Source organism: Mycobacterium sp. ML4 (assembly GCF_054515735.1).
The window spans coordinates 161,236-178,285 of sequence record NZ_JBTNSY010000009.1; the positions used below are offsets into that span (position 1 = coordinate 161,236).

Annotated in this window: 14 protein-coding genes and 2 pseudogenes; 9 read left to right on the forward strand and 7 right to left on the reverse strand. The window is 66.6% G+C overall.

What is annotated here, in order from left to right:
• Positions 1–32: 32 nt before the first annotated feature.
• The gene (locus tag ACX9NE_RS12530) at positions 33–968 is read left to right on the forward strand and encodes a heme o synthase (protein ID WP_459363494.1); all 936 of its coding nucleotides are present in this window, start codon (positions 33–35) and stop codon (positions 966–968) included.
• A 132-nt stretch (positions 969–1,100) separates the two neighbouring features.
• Here the strand turns inward: ACX9NE_RS12530 and ACX9NE_RS12535 are convergent, their stop codons facing one another.
• Positions 1,101–2,705 (reverse strand): PE family protein, encoded by a 1,605-nt coding sequence (locus tag ACX9NE_RS12535; protein WP_459363495.1) that lies wholly within the window; start codon positions 2,703–2,705, stop codon positions 1,101–1,103.
• A gap of 234 nt (positions 2,706–2,939) precedes the next feature.
• Positions 2,940–3,917, reverse strand: coding sequence for a quinone oxidoreductase family protein (locus ACX9NE_RS12540; protein WP_459363496.1), 978 nt, complete (start codon positions 3,915–3,917; stop codon positions 2,940–2,942).
• A 19-nt stretch (positions 3,918–3,936) separates the two neighbouring features.
• Between ACX9NE_RS12540 and ACX9NE_RS12545 the strand changes: the two genes are divergently transcribed.
• Entirely contained in the window at positions 3,937–4,752 is an 816-nt protein-coding gene (locus tag ACX9NE_RS12545) for an ATP-grasp domain-containing protein (protein ID WP_459363497.1), read from the forward strand.
• Here the strand turns inward: ACX9NE_RS12545 and ACX9NE_RS12550 are convergent.
• The 5 genes and pseudogenes from ACX9NE_RS12550 to mptB all read right to left on the reverse strand — a co-directional run bounded on the left by ACX9NE_RS12550 (position 4,702) and on the right by mptB (position 10,138).
• The gene (locus ACX9NE_RS12550; protein WP_459363522.1) at positions 4,702–5,637 is read right to left on the reverse strand and encodes a COX15/CtaA family protein; all 936 of its coding nucleotides are present in this window, start codon (positions 5,635–5,637) and stop codon (positions 4,702–4,704) included. The genes ACX9NE_RS12545 and ACX9NE_RS12550 overlap by 51 nt on opposite strands.
• 98 nt (positions 5,638–5,735) lie before the next feature.
• Positions 5,736–6,605: pseudogene (locus ACX9NE_RS12555) on the reverse strand (endonuclease domain-containing protein).
• A 133-nt stretch (positions 6,606–6,738) separates the two neighbouring features.
• Positions 6,739–7,449 carry an ABC transporter permease gene (locus tag ACX9NE_RS12560; protein ID WP_459363523.1) on the reverse strand — a complete coding sequence of 237 codons (711 nt, stop codon included), beginning with the start codon at positions 7,447–7,449 and terminating at the stop codon, positions 6,739–6,741.
• A gap of 59 nt (positions 7,450–7,508) precedes the next feature.
• Positions 7,509–8,450 (reverse strand): ABC transporter ATP-binding protein, encoded by a 942-nt coding sequence (locus ACX9NE_RS12565; protein ID WP_459363498.1) that lies wholly within the window; start codon positions 8,448–8,450, stop codon positions 7,509–7,511.
• Positions 8,447–10,138, reverse strand: a complete 1,692-nt coding sequence (mptB, locus tag ACX9NE_RS12570; protein ID WP_459363499.1) for a polyprenol phosphomannose-dependent alpha 1,6 mannosyltransferase MptB — start codon at positions 10,136–10,138, stop codon at positions 8,447–8,449. Before mptB ends, ACX9NE_RS12565 begins: the two co-directional genes overlap by 4 nt.
• On the opposite strand from mptB, the gene ACX9NE_RS12575 reads away from it, so the two are divergent.
• From ACX9NE_RS12575 to ACX9NE_RS12605, 7 genes and pseudogenes are all read left to right on the forward strand, one after another.
• Positions 10,132–10,983: a helix-turn-helix transcriptional regulator gene (locus ACX9NE_RS12575; protein ID WP_459363524.1), complete on the forward strand. Its 852-nt coding sequence runs from the start codon at positions 10,132–10,134 to the stop codon at positions 10,981–10,983. The two genes, mptB and ACX9NE_RS12575, sit on opposite strands and share 7 nt — an antisense overlap.
• Entirely contained in the window at positions 10,980–12,419 is a 1,440-nt protein-coding gene (gene sufB / locus ACX9NE_RS12580; RefSeq protein ID WP_459363500.1) for a Fe-S cluster assembly protein SufB, read from the forward strand. Before ACX9NE_RS12575 ends, sufB begins: the two co-directional genes overlap by 4 nt.
• A gap of 7 nt (positions 12,420–12,426) precedes the next feature.
• On the forward strand, positions 12,427–13,581 hold the full coding sequence (gene sufD / locus ACX9NE_RS12585) for a Fe-S cluster assembly protein SufD (protein WP_459363501.1): 1,155 nt from the start codon (positions 12,427–12,429) through the stop codon (positions 13,579–13,581).
• The gene (sufC, locus tag ACX9NE_RS12590; RefSeq protein ID WP_459363502.1) at positions 13,578–14,360 is read left to right on the forward strand and encodes a Fe-S cluster assembly ATPase SufC; all 783 of its coding nucleotides are present in this window, start codon (positions 13,578–13,580) and stop codon (positions 14,358–14,360) included. Before sufD ends, sufC begins: the two co-directional genes overlap by 4 nt.
• A 2-nt stretch (positions 14,361–14,362) precedes the next feature.
• Positions 14,363–15,598 carry a cysteine desulfurase gene (locus tag ACX9NE_RS12595; RefSeq protein WP_459363503.1) on the forward strand — a complete coding sequence of 412 codons (1,236 nt, stop codon included), beginning with the start codon at positions 14,363–14,365 and terminating at the stop codon, positions 15,596–15,598.
• A pseudogene (gene sufU, locus ACX9NE_RS12600) lies at positions 15,595–16,156 on the forward strand (Fe-S cluster assembly sulfur transfer protein SufU). The gene ACX9NE_RS12595 and the pseudogene sufU overlap by 4 nt, the downstream one beginning before the upstream one ends.
• Positions 16,059–16,406 (forward strand): metal-sulfur cluster assembly factor, encoded by a 348-nt coding sequence (locus tag ACX9NE_RS12605; RefSeq protein WP_459363504.1) that lies wholly within the window; start codon positions 16,059–16,061, stop codon positions 16,404–16,406. Before sufU ends, ACX9NE_RS12605 begins: the two are co-directional and overlap by 98 nt.
• The last annotated feature ends 644 nt before the right edge of the window (positions 16,407–17,050 follow it).

Sequence of the window (17,050 nt, forward strand, 5' to 3'; positions counted from 1 at the left end):
CGCGCGGCTGCGATTTCCCGAGGAGTTAATGCGTGAGCGTTCGCGGCCGCCCAGACATCGAGGCGCCGGGCCGGACTTCAAGCCGGATCACCGGTACCTTCATGGCATATCTGGCGTTGACCAAGCCGCGGGTGATCGAGCTGCTGCTCGTCACCGCCATTCCAGCAATGCTCCTCGCGCACCGCGGGTCGGTTAACCCGCTGCTCATCCTCAATACGCTGGTCGGTGGCATGATGGCCGCCGGGGGCGCCAACACGCTCAACTGTGTGGCCGACGCGGACATCGACAAAGTGATGAAACGGACCGCGCGGCGACCGCTGGCGCGGGCCGCCGTGCCCACCCGCAACGCCCTGATCTTCGGGCTGGCGCTGAGCGTCGCGTCGTTCTGCTGGCTGTGGTGGACCACCAACCTGCTGTCGGGTCTGTTGGCGGTCGCCACCATCGCCTTCTATGTCTTCGTCTACACACTGCTGCTCAAACGGCGCACTCCGCAGAATGTGGTGTGGGGCGGCGCGGCGGGCTGCATGCCGGTGATGATCGGATGGTCGGCCGTCACCGGCACCATCGGTTGGCCGGCGCTGGCGATGTTCGCGATTATCTTCTTCTGGACTCCGCCGCACACCTGGGCCCTGGCGATGCGGTACAAAGAGGACTACAAAGTCGCCGGTGTGCCTATGCTGCCCGCGGTGGCCACCGAGCGTCAGGTCACCAAGCAGATCGTGATCTACACCTGGCTTACGGTGCTGGCGACTTTCGTGCTGGCACTGGCGGCCGGATGGCTGTACGCCGCGGTGGCCGTGGTGGCCGGCGTGTGGTTCCTGACGATGGCCCACCAGCTGTGTGCGGGTGTACGCGCGGGTCAACCGGTGAAACCGCTGCGGCTTTTCCTGCAGTCGAACAACTATCTGGCGCTGGTGTTCTGTGCGCTGGCGGTGGATTCGGCGATCGCGCTGCCCACGCTGTTTTGAGCGGGCCGAAGCGCCCGCCTCAGCGCTGGATGTGAGTTTCACGGCACGACTCCGCCGTGGGTGCGTCGTGGTTGCCACTCGGTCGGGTCGCTGCCACGGGACCGAAGGCATCAGGGCGCATGAGCGGTGGCTCTAGGACAAACCGGAGAGTCCATTCTGGCCGATCAACAGCCCACCGGATCCGCCCGCGCCGACAGTGCCGACGACCACCCCGGTTCCCGCGTTGCCGCCGTTGCCGCCGTTGCCGATCAGCCGAGCGTCGCCGCCCTTCCCTCCGTTGCCGCCGGACGCACTCGGCCCCGTGGCCGTAGACGCCCCGCCGGCCCCGCCGTCGCCACCGACACCGACGAGCCCGGCCTTGCCGCCGGCCCCGCCATTTCCGCCGATGGCGTTCGTGCCGAAGTGGGCCGCGCCGCCCGCGCCGCCGGCCCCGCCAATGCCGAAGAGGATGCCGGCATCACCGCCGCCTCCGCCGCCTCCAGCGTTCGCTTGGTCGCCTATTCCGCCGGTTCCGCCGACCCCACCAAAACCGAACAGGAGACCGGCACGCCCGCCGGCGCCACCGGCACCGCCCTGGCCGAAGAGAAGGCCAGGGTTGCTACCCGCCCCGCCACTTCCACCGGCTCCCCCGGCTCCGACCAGAATGCCTGCGCTGCCGCCAGCTCCGCCGGCTCCACCGGTGGCCGAGCTGCTTCCGCCGCTACCGCCGGCGCCGCCAGCGCCGAATAGCGTGCCACCGGCCCCACCGGCCCCGCCGTCCCCGCCCAACGAGTCGCCGAATTCGGCGGCGCCGCCGGCACCACCGTTGCCGATCAGCCCGGCGTGACCGCCGGCGCCCCCAGCGCCACCGGTACCACTGATGCCGCTGCGCCCCCCGCCGCCGCCACCACCGCCGGAGCCAATCAGACCGCCGTTGCCGCCGTCCCCGCCTGCACCGCCAGTGCTGAACGGCCCGCTGGAGCCGCCGAGCCCGCCGGCTCCGCCGTCGCCGAACAACATCCCGCCGTTGCCACCGTGGCCGCCGATTCCGCCGCTGTTCTGTCCAGGACCTCCGTTGCCGCCGGCGCCGCCGATACCGATCAGCCCTCCCATGCCGCCGGCTCCGCCGGCGCCGCCGCCGACCGGACCTGTCCCACCGTTGCCGCCAGCGCCGCCGCTCCCGAACAGGACGCCATTGCCTCCGGCGCCTCCGGCGCCTCCGATTCCGCCTGATAGGTCTCCTCCGGCGCCGCCAGCGCCTCCGGTGCCCAACAGACCGGCAACCCCGCCGCGACCACCCGGCAATCCCGGCGCTCCGGACCCGCCAGCCCCTCCGTTACCGATCAGGATCCCGCCGGGTCCGCCGTCCATGCCCGAACCGGGGGCGCCGTTCGAGCCATTGCCGATCAGCGGGCGCCCGAACAGCTCGTTGGTGCCGCGGTTCAGCGCATCGAGTACGAGCTGCAGCGGCGAAACATTCGCCGCTTCGGCACCGGCATAGGCCGCGGCGCTCGCGGCCAAAGCTCCGACGAACTGGTCGTGGACCGCCGCCGCAGATGTGCTCAGCAGCTGATATGCCTGACCGTGCTTGCTAAATTGCACGGCGATGGCCGCTGAGATCTCATCCGCGCCGGCCGCAAGTATCGTCTGCGTCGAAAGCGCCGCGGCTGAGTTGGCCGCACTGACTGTCGAGCCGATACTTGTCAGATCGGCTGCCGCCGCCGTAAATATGTTGGGCGCGGCGATCGTGTATGACATCCAGGCTCCATTCGCTCGCCGTGTCGCCCCGGCCGGGCGTTGTCTGGTCATTATCGACCAATGGCGGGGCCGAATCTTAATACGCAGCCGAAACCCGGGCGGGCTATTTTCGCCGTTTTGTACGCGATTCCGCGCTGGGGCACCCGTGGCCATTCGTTGTGCTTTCGGTGCGCTCGGCAGAAAGCGGATGCCCGATGCCAAATGAGATTTGAGACCGTGGGTCAGCCGCGACCCTCAGGGCAGTAGCACGACCGAACCGCTGGTCTTGCGGCCTTCCAGGTCGGTGTGTGCGCGCCTGGCTTCGGCCAGTGGATATCTGCCGCCGACTTCGATGCGGACGGCTCCACTGCCGATCACGTCGAACAGATCTGCGGCTCGCCGGCTGAACTCCTCACCGGTGCGCAGGAAATGGGCCAGCGACGGCCGGATCAGATACACCGATCCTGCGTAGTTGAGCCGCTGCGGGTCGAACGGCGGAACTGGTCCGCTGGCCGCGCCGAACAGCGCGAGTGTGCCGCGCACGGCCAGACTGGCGAGGCTGGCATCGAACGTGCTGGCGCCCACGCCGTCGTACACCGCAGCCACGCCGGCGCCGCCGGTGAGATCGCGAATCTGCTGCCCGAACTGGTCGGCGTCGTTGGGGTAGGGGAGTACCTCGGCGGCGCCGGCATCGCGGGACAGCCGCTCCTTCTCCGGTGTCGACACCGTCGTGATCACCCGCGCGCCCAAGTGCGTGGCCCACTGCGTCAGGATCAGCCCCACACCTCCGGCGCCGGCGTGCACCAGGACGCTGTCCCCGCGCTGTACCGGATACACCGACGTCAACAGGTACTGCGCGGTCAGTCCTTTCAGCAGGGCCGACGCGGCAACGTCCGAGCTGATACCGTCGGGCACCTTCGCGGTCAAAAATACTGGTGCAGTGCAGAATTCGGCGTAGGAGCCGTTCACCGAGGCGCTCACGACCCGGTCGCCGACGCTGATCCTGCCCTGGGCGTCTGCAGCTACGGCGGCCACCGTTCCGCACACCTCGCTGCCCGGGACGAACGGGAGCGGCCGAGGGTATTGACCGGAGCGGAAGTAGGTGTCGATGAAGTTGACGCCGATGGCCTCGGAGCGGATCAGCAGCTCGCCCGCGCCGGGTTCGGGTCGCGGGAGGTCTTTATAGCTCAGGACTTCGGGGCCGCCGGTTTCGCTGACTTCGATCGCATGCATGCCGATATCATGCCCGGGCATGAAGTTAGCCCGACCGGACACCTTCCATCCGCGCATCGTGCTGGCCGGCGGTCCGCGGCGAGCTTCGGGCGACGACGCCGGATTGGTGGCCGCATTGCGCACCCGCGGCCTCCATGCCCGGTGGTTGCCGTGGGACGACCCGGAAGTCGGCGACGCTCACCTGGTGATACTGCGCGATGCCGGGCCCTGGGCCGCACGGCTGGACGAGTTCCTGGAATGGACCACAAGCGTGCAGAACCTGCTGAACCCACCGCAGGTCATAGCGTGGAACGCCGACCGCCGCTATCTGGACCAGCTGGCGCAGCGGGGCGTACCGACGGTGCCGGGTCAGCGTTGGCGGCCGGGCGAACCCATTCGGCTGCCGTCTGACGCCCAGGTGTACGTCGGAGCCGTCGTCGGATCGGGGACGCGGCGTTTCACCGACCGGTTGGACGCCGAGGCATACATCGCCGGGGCCGGGCGCAGCGTATACGTGCAGTCCGATCCGGCGCCGGAAACCGTGCTCGTCTTCATCGGCGGCACACCCTCGCACGCATTCACAATGCAGGACGGCGGCCTTCATCGGGGCGAGGCCGATTTCGAGCTCTGGCATGTGGGGGCAGCCGCACTGGCAGCTGCCCCAGGTCGGCTGCTGTACGCGCGGGCACACCTTTGCGGATCGCGGCTACTGGAATTACAGCTGGTGGACCCTTCCCTGGGGTGGCTGCGTCTGGAAGCCGAAACCCGTGGCCTGGCCCAGCGCGAGTTTGCGCTGGCCGTCGAGTCAGCCCTGGAGCGCCTGGGACTTGGCCCGTTCTCGCATCGACGCCCATAGCGCAGCCGTGGCGGCGGTGCATGCCGCCGCACCGGCGACATGGAGGGCGACCAGCGCTGCAGGAACGCCGGTGTAGTACTGGGCGGTGCCGACACCGGCTTGAGCGACGACGAGGGCGATGAGCACGCCCAGCCGCTGCATCACCGCGCGGCCGGCGTGTATCGCCCACAACCCGAAGCACAGCCCGATCAACAGAGACAGGTAGGAAACGAGGAGCGACGAATGCATGTGCACCAGCGTGTTGATCTCGACTTTGAGTCGCGGCACCGTCCGGCTTGGACTCTTGTCGCCGGCGTGCGGTCCGGCGGCAGTGACCAACGTGCCGGTGACCAGCACCGCGGCCAGATTCAGCGCGCTCAGCGCGGTCAGCATCCGCAACGGCCGGGCGATCCGTTGCCGTACCTGACCGTCGTCGGGCTCGCCGACTTTGACGAATAGCAGCACCGACAACCACACCATCGTCATCGAGGCCAGCAGGTGAATCGCCACCGTCCACCACAACAGCCCGGTGCGCACCGTGATGCCGCCGATGACGGCTTGCGCCACGGTCGAGGCAGGCATCAGCCAGGCATAGAACAAGACCTCGCGGCGTCGCCGCGCCCGGGTGACCGCCAACACGGCCACAGCCGCGGTGATGACCACCGCGAAGGTGATCATCCGGTTGCCGAACTCGACGGCCTGATGGATGCGGGGTACTTCCGAGACCGCTACCGGGGTGAAGCTGCCCGGAAAGCACTGCGGCCAGGTGGGGCAACCCAATCCCGACGCGGTGACCCGGACGATGGCGCCGGTGACCGCGATGCCGCCCTGAGTGAGGACGACAAGAGCTGCAATGATCCGCTGGACGCGCAGGCTGGGGTTCGGCAGCAGGTCCACCAACCGCATCAACGCTCGTCCGACGGTCACCGCCCGATCGTAACGACGACTACGGCACGTAGTAGAAGCGGGTTTGTGCGTGGGCTGCGGCCGCGTCCAGGTTGAAACTAGGCACACCCGCGACGGCGTGTCGCGTGCCCTGTGGCAGTGTCGCGGCAGCCGCGCCGCTGCAATGCCGCCATGACGCGCTCCACGACGAGGTCAGGCCGATCTTCGGCGATCATCCGGATCACGATCTAACCCAACTCCTCGAGCTCCTTGGACCGACGGATATCGCGTACGTACTGGCGGCGGTTGGTGCGGTGTTGGTCACCGTCGTACTCGACGGCGACCTTGAATCGCTCCCATCCCATGTCCAGCAGTGCCACCGTCCGGTACCCGACGACCACCGGAATCTGCGTTTCCGGAGTGGGTAGGCCGGCGTCGAGCAGCAGCATCCGAAGCCAGCTTTCCTTCGGCGATGCGGAGCCAGGATCGACCCGGGGCAACACCGTCCTAACTTGGCGCACGCCGCGAGCGCCGGCGTAACGGGCGGCCAACTTCTGCACTGCCTCGGCGGAAAACGGCTTCGCCCGCATCAACGCGTCGAGTCGAGCCATCGCCTCCCCGACAGCTAACTGGCGCGCCAGGTTGAAGGCCGTCCGGGCAGGTGTGGTGACCGGCAGACCGGCGACCCGGGTGACCTCGTCGGTGCCGATGCGGAGATTGCGGGTAATGACGCCGGCCGGCGGTCGAGCGTTGCGCCAGATCAACTCGATGGGCTCGTCCTCGTCGATCCAGTCCGAGCCGTGCAACGCCGCGGCGGCGAGCCCGGCCAGCGTCGCGCGTCGGCCCGACCACAGCCATGCCGCTTCTGCCCGGAGTCGCAGCGAAAGTTCCGTGCGCCGCGGCAGGTAGATGTTCGGGTAGATCGCATGGAATTTGGTTCTGAGCTGAGAGCGGCTGATTTTGGCGTGCTGGAGCGATTCGCTGCCGATGAAGAGTTTCGGTCACGGCAGGTTGGACGTTGGTGAACGCCGTCAGGGTTTCGCCAGATTGAATCTAGGCACACCCGCGACGGCGTGTTGTGTGCGTGGCGTCAATGTCGTGCGCGGCGACACCCGAAGAAGCTCAAACAAACCGGAACCAGCGGCGCGCGGCCACCGCTCCGAAACCACCCCACACCGCTAGCACGCCCAGGCCGAACCAGTCCACGGACAAACTCATCGCCTGCGACAGCGACTCCGTCAGCGCTCCGGAGGGCGTCAGCCGGGCTGCCCACTTGACCCCCGTCGGGATCATGCCCGTCTCCAGAGTCAGCGCACCGAACCCGGCGAACGCGAACCACAGCAGGTTGGCCAGCGCCAGCACGATCTCGGCCCGCAGGGTCCCGCCGAGCAGCAGACCGAGTGCCGCGAACCCTGCCGTCCCCAGCGCGATCACTGCGCCGCCCAGCGCCAACGCCGCCAACGGCGGCCGCCAGCCCAGCGCAAAACCGATGGCGCCCAACACAATCGACTGCAGGAAGACGGTGAATACCACTGCCAGCGCCTTGCCGGCGATGATTCCCCACACCGGCAGCGGTGTTGCGCCGAGCCGCTTCAACGCCCCGTAGCGTCGATCGAAAGCCACCGCGATCGCCTGGCCGGTGAACGCGGTGGAGATCACCGCCAGCGCCATGATGGCGGGCGTGAACACCGCGGCGCGGTGCTCCCCGAAGGATCCGAAAGGCAGCAGGGTGAGCCCGACCAGCAGCGTGATCGGTATGAACATGGTCAACAGCAGCTGCTCGCCGTTGCGCAGCAGCAGCTTGGCCTCCAGGCTGAACTGCGCCGCCAACATCCGCGGCACTGCGCTGGGACGCGGGTCCGGCGTGAAGGTGCCCGCGGGGAAAGCCTCACTCACGATCGCAACCTCCGGCCGGTCAGATCGAGGAAGACGTCCTCGAGGCTGCGTTGCTCGACGCGCAGATCGGTGGCCAGCACGTCGATCTGGGCACACCACGCGGTGACCGTGGCCAACACCTGCGGGCCCACAGCGCCTTCCACCAGATACTCCCCGGGTGACACCTCGCTGGCCCGGTAGCCCTCGGGCAACGCTGCGGTCAGCAGCGAAAGGTCAAGGCGCGGTGGGGCACTGAACCGCAGCTGGTCTTTGGCGCCGCTGCGCATCAACTCCGCGGGTGTGCCCGCCGCGACGGTTGTCCCCTGGTCGATGATGACCAGCCGGTCGGCCAGTTCCTCGGCCTCCTTGAGCTGATGGGTGGTCAGCACCACCGTGACGCCGTCGCGGCGCAGCGCGTCGATCAGCTCCCACACCAGCAAGCGGGCGTGAGCGTCCATTCCGGCGGTCGGCTCGTCGAGGAAAACCAGTTCGGGGCGCCCCACCAGCGCACATGCCAGGGCGAGCCGTTGCTGCTGGCCGCCGGAGAGCCGCCGGTACGTCGTGCGCGCGGCCTCGGTCAAGCCGAGCGTTTCCAGCAGCCAACGGGGGTCCAGGGGATCGGCGGCGTAGGACGCCACCAGGTTCAGCATCTCGCCGGCGCGGGCCGCCGGGTAGCCGCCACCGCCCTGCAACATCACGCCGATGCGGGGTCGCAAGCGCGCGTTCTCGGCGATCGGGTCGAGCCCCAGCACCTCGATGCTGCCGGTATCCGGGCGGATGAAGCCCTCGCACATCTCGACGGTGGTGGTCTTTCCGGCGCCGTTGGGACCCAACAGCGCAAATACCTCGGCGGTATGCACCTCGAGATCGAGACTCGACACGGCCTTCACGGATCCGTACTGCTTGCATACCCCGCGCAGTCGTACCGCGATGTCGCGGTGCTGGGGGACTGAGCTCACGTGGAATCAGCGTAGGCGTCGGGTACCGCTTCGGGGGACGGGGTGGCGGTTGCAGTGACCGGTGTCACGACCATCTCCGGCGCCGGATCCTCTTCCGGCAGGGGTTGCCACGGCAGTCGGTGGTAGGTCAGCGCGATGAGGACGACGACGATGAAGGCACTGGCCAGGGTGGCGTCGACAATCTGGAACAGCGCGAAGCGGTCGCCGTTGGCGGTCGGGCCGAAGATGCCGACGATGAGGGTGACGATGATCGCCGCGGCCCGGAACTTGGTCCGGGTCGCCCAGGCGGCCAGCGGGATGATGGCCCACAGCAAATACCAGGGCTGTACGACGGGGAAGAGCAGCACCGTGAGGCCCAGCGCGACGCCCAGGCCGCCGATCGGGTGCAGCCGGCCACGGAACACGGCGATCAACAGCCAGCAGACCATCACCATGATGATCAGCACACCGATGGCACGCGTCAGGGCCAACACTGCCGTGGTGTGGTCGCCGAGACCGAGCAGAATGCCCACTTGCCCGGTGCCTAGCGCCAGCAGGGTCGGCGGCGACATCCAGCTGCGCACCACATTGGCGGTGCCCAGGGTGAAGATCCAGCCGAATCCGAGCCCGCTGGCCCAGCCGACGATGCCCATGACCGCCAACGACAGCGCCGCCATCGCCGTCCCGGACAGCACGAACGCCTTGATCGTGCCGCCGCAGCGGTAGGCCAGCGCCATCGTGACGAAACCCAGCGCAAGCAATGACGGCAGCTTGACCTGCGACGAAAGCACGATGAGGATTGCGCCGGCCAGCAGCAGCCCCAGTGGTTGCCAGTCCGGGCCGATCCGCCACGATGCAGGCTTCAGCGGGCGGTCCGAATTGATGCCGCGAAGGGCGAATTCGACGCCGGTCAGCATCAGCCCGAGCATCAGCGCCTCATTGTGGATACCCGCGACCAAGTGCATGAACAGCAGCGGATTCGCCGCGCCCAGCCACAACGCACTGACCTCGGCCACCCCACACCGCCGTGCCAGGCGCGGGGTGGCCCACACGATCAGCGCCACACCGAACAGCACCACCAGTCGGTGGCACAACACCGCGGCGACGATGTTTTCTCCGGTGAGTGCCGAGATGCCACGTCCGATCCACAGGAACAGCGGCCCGTAGGGCGCCGGGGTCTCCCGCCACAGACTGGGCACCGACAGCGTGAAAACATGACCCAGGCCCAGGCCGGAGGCCGGCCCCACCCGATACGGGTCGAGTCCCTCCAGGGAGATCTGGCTCTGCGCCAGGTAGGAATAGACATCTTTGCTGTACATCGGCGGTGCGATCAGCAGGGGTAACATCCACAGCATCAGCGTGCGATCCAGTTCGCCGCGCGACATCCGCCGTTTGCCGGACACGAACCGGCCGAGCATCAGCCACGCCAGCGCCATCATTACCGCGCCGGTGGTGGTCATGGTCAACGACACCGTCTGGATGCGCGACGGCAAATTGAGCAGCCGCACCCCGAAGGTCGGGTCCTGGACCACCGGCCTGGCCCCGTCGCCGAGTGCGCCGATCGCCATCAAGACGGTGCCGGTCGCGCCGAACAGCCGGGTCCGCTGCATCGCGGCGTGCTCGATGGCGTTTAGTGGTTTGCCCACCGTTGGCTCGTCGCCGTGCAGACTGGCGATCGAAGAGCTCAAGGTGTGGTGGCGGGCTGCCATCAGAGCAGACTAGCCGCACGTTCGGCTGGAATTGTTCCTCTCATCACGTAAGGGCACCCTTGCTGGACCGATCATCGGAATTGCGACACACTGGTGTTGTGAAAATCCAAACCGAGTCGCCGGCTGCCGTGCCCGCGGCCGGTGCCGTCGGCTCGGATGGCCACACCCGGCGCGCCATCGTGCGCCTGCTGCTGGAATCCGGGTCGATCACCGCGACCGAAATCGGCGAACGGCTGGGCCTGGCCCCCGCCGGTGTGCGCCGCCACCTGGATGCGCTCATCGACGCCGGTGACGCGGAGTCGGTGGCGGCGGCGTCCTGGCAGCAGGTGGGTCGCGGACGGCCCGCCAAGCGCTACCGGCTGACCTCGGCCGGGCGGGCCAAGCTCGACCACGCCTACGACGATCTGGCTTCTGCCGCCATGCGACAACTCCGGGAAATCGGCGGCGAGGACGCGGTGAAAACGTTTGCGCGGCGGCGCATCGACGCGATTCTTTCCGGGGTGCAGGCAGCCGACGGCCCCGACGAGGATGCGGTCGAAGCGACCGCCGACCGGATAGCGCAGGCGTTGACCAAAGCCGGTTACGTAGCCACCACCACCCGGGTGGGTGGCCCGATCCACGGTGTGCAAATCTGCCAGCATCACTGCCCGGTCTCTCATGTCGCCGAGGAATTCCCGGAGTTGTGCGAAGCCGAACAGCAGGCCATGGCCGAGGTGCTCGGGTCTCACGTGCAGCTGTTGGCGACGATAGTCAACGGCGACTGTGCCTGCACCACGCACGTACCCCTGGCCCCGGCGCCCAGCCCGCGCCCCACCGCAACACGCAACAAGGGAGAGTCCTCATGACACTCGAAGCTGCACGGACCGTCGAGCCACTCACCCAGGAGCAGACCATCGAGTCGCTGGGCAGGTACGGCTACGGCTGGGCCGACTCGGACGTCGCGGGCGCCAGCGCGCAGCGCGGATTGTCCGAGGCGGTCGTGCGTGACATCTCGGCGAAGAAGAGCGAGCCGGAGTGGATGCTGAACATTCGGCTCAAGGCGCTGAACATCTTCGACAAGAAACCCATGCCGAACTGGGGCTCCAACCTCGAGGGCATTGACTTCGACAACATCAAGTACTTCGTGCGCTCCAGCGAGAAACAGGCCGCGACCTGGGACGATCTGCCCGCGGACATCAAGAACACCTACGACAAGCTGGGCATCCCGGAGGCCGAGAAGCAGCGGCTGGTCTCCGGTGTCGCCGCCCAGTACGAGTCTGAGGTCGTCTACCACTCCATCCGTGAGGATCTCGAGAAGCAGGGCGTCATCTTCCTGGACACCGACACAGCGCTGCGGGAGCACCCGGACGTCTTCAAGAAGTACTTCGGCACCGTGATTCCGGCGGGGGACAACAAGTTCTCCGCACTCAACACGGCGGTGTGGTCGGGTGGCAGCTTCATCTATGTGCCGCCGGGCGTGCACGTCGACATCCCGCTGCAAGCCTATTTCCGGATCAACACCGAGAACATGGGCCAGTTCGAGCGGACGCTGATCATCGTCGACGAAAACGCGTACGTGCACTACATCGAGGGCTGTACGGCGCCGATCTACAAATCGGACTCCCTGCACTCCGCGGTGGTGGAGATCATCGTGAAGCCCGGTGGCCGTTGCCGTTACACGACCATCCAGAACTGGTCGAACAACGTCTACAACCTGGTCACCAAGCGGGCCCGGGCCGAGGCCGGCGCCACCATGGAGTGGGTCGACGGCAACATCGGATCCAAGGTGACCATGAAGTACCCGGCGGTCTGGATGACCGGCGAGCACGCCAAGGGCGAGGTGTTGTCGGTCGCCTTCGCGGGCGAGGACCAGCACCAGGACACCGGCGCCAAGATGCTGCACCTGGCACCGAACACGTCGAGCAACATCGTGTCCAAGTCGGTGGCGCGGGGCGGCGGTCGCACCTCCTACCGCGGCCTGGTTCAGGTGAACAAGGGTGCGCACGGCTCCAAGTCGAGCGTGAAATGCGATGCGCTGCTGGTCGATACGATCAGCCGCAGCGACACCTACCCCTACGTCGACATCCGCGAGGACGACGTCACGATGGGCCACGAGGCCACCGTCTCCAAGGTCAGCGAGAACCAGCTGTTCTATCTGATGAGCCGCGGCATGACCGAGGACGAGGCCATGGCGATGGTGGTGCGCGGATTCGTCGAGCCGATCGCCAAAGAGCTGCCGATGGAGTATGCGCTGGAGCTCAACCGGCTGATCGAGTTGCAGATGGAGGGCTCCGTAGGATGAGAGTCGGATGACCGCATCGCTGAACAAGGGGGAGTTGTTCGCCTCCTTCGATGTCGACGCGTTCGAAGTACCGCATGGTCGCGACGAACTCTGGCGGTTCACCCCGCTGAAGCGCCTGCGCGGCTTGCACGATGGCAGCGCGGCAGCCACCGGCGCGGCCACCATCACGGTCACCGAGCGGGACGGCGTCACGGTGGAGACGGTGCGCCGCGGCGACGAACGCCTTGGGCAAGGCGGTGTTCCCGCTGACCGCGTTGCGGCCCAAGCCTTTTCGTCGTTCAACGCGGCGACGCTGGTCACTGTCGGACGCGACATCCCGGTCGGCGACCCGATCAACATCACCGTTGCCGGACCGGGCCAGGGTGCAACCGGCTACGGGCACCTGCAGATCCGGGTCGAAGAACTCGGTGAGGCGGTGGTCGTCATCGACCACCGGGGCAGCGGAACCTACGCCGACAATGTCGAATTCGTCGTCGGTGACGCCGCCCGGCTCACCGTCATCTGGATCGCCGACTGGGCCGACGACACCGTGCACGTCAGCGCCCACCACGCCCGGCTGGGTAAGGACGCGGTGTTGCGCCACGTCACCGTCACGCTGGGGGGCGAGGTGGTGCGGATGAGCGCGAACGTGAGGTTCGCCGGACCGGGTGGAGACGCCGAATTGCTCGGCCTGTACTTCGCCGACGACGGCCAGCACCTCGAATCGCGGTTGCTGGTGGATCACGCGCAGCCGGACTGCAAGTCCAACGTGCTGTATAAGGGTGCGCTGCAAGGAGATCCATCGTCCAAGCTGCCCGACGCGCACACGGTGTGGATCGGCGACGTGCTGATTCGCGCCGAGGCCACGGGCACCGACACTTTCGAGATGAACCGCAACCTGGTGCTGACCGACGGCGCGCGCGCTGACTCGGTACCCAACCTGGAGATTGAGACCGGCGAGATCGCCGGTGCCGGACACGCCAGTGCCACCGGGCGTTTCGACGATGAGCAACTGTTCTATCTGCGCTCCCGCGGCATCCCCGAAGAGCAGGCCCGCCGGCTGGTGATTCGCGGCTTCTTCGGCGAGATCATCGCCAAGATTGCGGTGCCCGAAGTGCGGGAGCGTCTCACCGCGGCTATCGAACACGAACTGGAAATGACGGAGAAGGCAACAACCGCATGACAATCCTGGAAATCAGAGACCTGCACGTCAGCGTCGTCAACCCGAGTGGCGGCGACGGCGAAGGCGAGATCCCGATCCTCAAGGGTGTCGACCTGACCGTGAAATCCGGCGAAAAGCATGCGCTGATGGGGCCCAACGGTTCCGGGAAATCGACGCTGTCCTACGCGATCGCCGGACACCCCAAGTACGTCGTCACCTCGGGCTCGATCACGCTGGACGGCGAAGACGTGCTGGCGATGAGCGTTGACGAGCGGGCGCGGGCCGGGCTGTTCCTGGCCATGCAGTACCCCGTCGAGGTGCCCGGCGTCTCGGTGTCCAATTTCCTGCGCTCGGCCGCCACCGCCATCCGCGGCGAGGCGCCCAAGCTGCGGCACTGGGTCAAAGAGGTCAAGGCCGCGATGTCCGCCCTGGAAATCGACCCCGCGTTCGCCGAGCGCAACGTCAACGAAGGGTTCTCCGGCGGTGAGAAGAAGCGGCACGAGATCCTGCAGCTCGAGTTGCTCAAGCCCAGGATTGCCATCCTCGACGAAACCGACTCCGGCCTGGACGTCGACGCGCTGCGCGTGGTCAGCGAGGGCGTGAACCGATACGCCGAAGCCGAGAACGGCGGCATTCTGCTGATCACGCACTACACCCGGATCCTTCGCTACATCCACCCGGAGTTTGTGCACGTCTTCGTCGGCGGGCGCATCGCCGAATCCGGTGGTTCCGAGCTTGCCGACGAACTCGAGCAGAACGGCTACGTGCGCTTTACCCAAGCGGCGACCGCTGGAGCCTGACCATGTTGGATCTCACGGCGATCCGCGCGGACTTTCCCATCCTCAAGCGCATCATGCGCAGCGGAAAACAGTTGGCGTACCTGGATTCCGGCGCGACCTCGCAGCGCCCCCTGCAGGTGCTCGACGCCGAGCGGGAATTTCTGCTCACCTCCAACGGCGGGGTGCACCGTGGCGCGCATCAGCTGATGGAGGAAGCCACCGACGCTTACGAGCAGGGCCGCGCGGACATCGCCGGCTTCGTCGGTGCCGATCCCGGCGAACTGGTGTTCACCAAGAACGCCACCGAATCGCTCAACCTGGTGTCGTATGTGTTGGGGGACAGCCGTTTGAAGGGTGCGGTCGGTCCGGGCGACGTGATTGTCACCACCGAACTCGAGCACCACGCAAACCTAGTTCCCTGGCAGGAACTGGCCCGGCGCACCGGCGCCACCCTCAAGTGGTTCGGCGTGACCGGAGACGGTCGCATTGACCCGGATTCACTGCAGCTCGACGAGAACGTCAAAGTCGTTGCCTTCAGCCATCATTCCAACGTCACCGGTGCGCTGGCGCCGGTAGGCGAACTAGTCGGGCGGGCGAAGGCCGTCGGCGCCTTGACGGTGCTGGACGCCTGCCAGTCGGTGCCGCACCAACCGGTCGACTTCCACGTACTCGGCGTCGACTTCGCCGCATTCTCCGGGCACAAAATGCTGGGGCCCAACGGGATCGGCGTCCTCTACGCCCGCGGCGAGTTGCTGAACAAGATGCCGCCTTTTCTCACCGGCGGGTCGATGATCGAAACCGTCGCCATGGAGAGCTCCACCTACGCGCCGGCCCCGCAGCGCTTCGAAGCCGGCACCCCGATGACGTCGCAGGTGGTCGGACTGGCCGCTGCCGCACGCTATCTGGACGAAGTCGGCATGGAAGCCGTTGAGGCGCACGAATACGACTTGGTCGCCAAGACCATCAAGGGTCTGTCCGGTATCGAGGGCGTGCGCATCGTCGGGCCCACCTCGATGGAGAACCGCGGATCGCCGGTCTCCTTCATCGTCGACGGCGTACACGCGCATGACGTCGGCCAGGTGCTCGACGATGAGGGTGTGGCCGTGCGCGTCGGACATCACTGTGCATTGCCGCTGCACCGGCGATTCGGTCTGGCGGCTACCGCGCGGGCTTCGTTCGCGCTGTACAACACCGACGAAGAGGTCGACCGACTGATCGCCGGCGTGCGACGGTCTCTGGAATTCTTCGGGAGAGACTGACGTTGCGTCTCGAGCAGATGTACCAGGACGTGATCCTGGACCACTACAAGCACCCACATCACCGCGGACTGCGGGAACCGTTCGGCGCCCAGGTGTTTCACGTCAACCCGGTCTGCGGTGATGAGGTCACGCTGCGTGTCAACCTCTCTGAAGACGGTCAGACCGTCGCCGACATCTCTTACGACGGGCAGGGTTGTTCGATCAGCCAGGCATCGACGTCGGTGCTGACCGAACAGATGATCGGGCAGAGCGTGCCGCAGGCACTCAAGACTCTCGACGCCTTCATCGAGATGGTCTCCTCGCGCGGGAGCGTGCAAGGCGACGAGCAGGTGCTGGGCGACGGAGTAGCGTTCGCAGGAGTGGCCAAATATCCGGCGCGCGTGAAATGCGCGCTGCTGGGCTGGATGGCGTTCAAGGACGCGCTGGCGCAGGCCCACGCGTCCTTTGAGGAGGTTGCACAATGAGCGAAACCACCGCATCCGACGAGGAACTGCTCGCCGACGTCGAAGAGGCGATGCGCGACGTCGTCGACCCGGAATTGGGGATCAACGTCGTTGACCTCGGCCTCGTCTACGGCTTGAACCTCGAGCAGGGCGAAGCGGGAACGATCGCCCTGGTCGACATGACGCTGACATCGGCGGCATGCCCGCTGACTGATGTCATCGAGGACCAGTCGCGTTCGGCGTTGGTGGGCAGCGGCCTGGTCGATGAGATCAAGATCAATTGGGTCTGGAACCCGCCGTGGGGCCCGGACAAGATCACCGAGGACGGCCGCGAGCAGTTGCGTGCCCTCGGCTTCACGGTATAAGGCTTCACCTGCCGGGAGCGTGTTCGCACGCACTAAATGGGACGTGTCCGGACCCCTGCTCGAGGCCCAATTCGAGGGAAGTTGATCCTGAGACTATTTCTGGACGCCGACGAATCCTGGGCTGCGGCCTGGGAGTGTGACTGCCCGTAGGTCCTGAGGACTTGTTTCATCCTGAGGACCTATTTCATCCACACGATAGCGGCGGCGCAAGCGATCAATCAACGATCGTGCCTTCGTAATGTCGTCTGAGAGTTGAGCCTCTTCCCGACGTAACACGCCAAGCCGTGGGGTCTGATGACGGTACCGGCGGCCGATTGTCTCGCGAACCTCCGCCTGACGACTCGACATGGTGACGATCTGTTCCTCCAACGCCGCAATGAGTACACGCGCTTGAGCGATATCGACATCACTTACCACAAAACGATGATCGCACCACCAACGCTAGCGTGCAGCCCGGTGAACCCTTTTCGGCACCAAGTTAACAGGAATGCAAACGCAGCACATGGCCGCCAGTCAGGCCGGCACAACCGCGGATCCTTAACCGGGAACAATCAGACACACCCTAAAGCAACCGCAGACAATAGTGCGCCGTTGTCTGCGCTGCCGCGGACGGTTATGCATTGCCCTGTGCGGCGTAGCGGTGT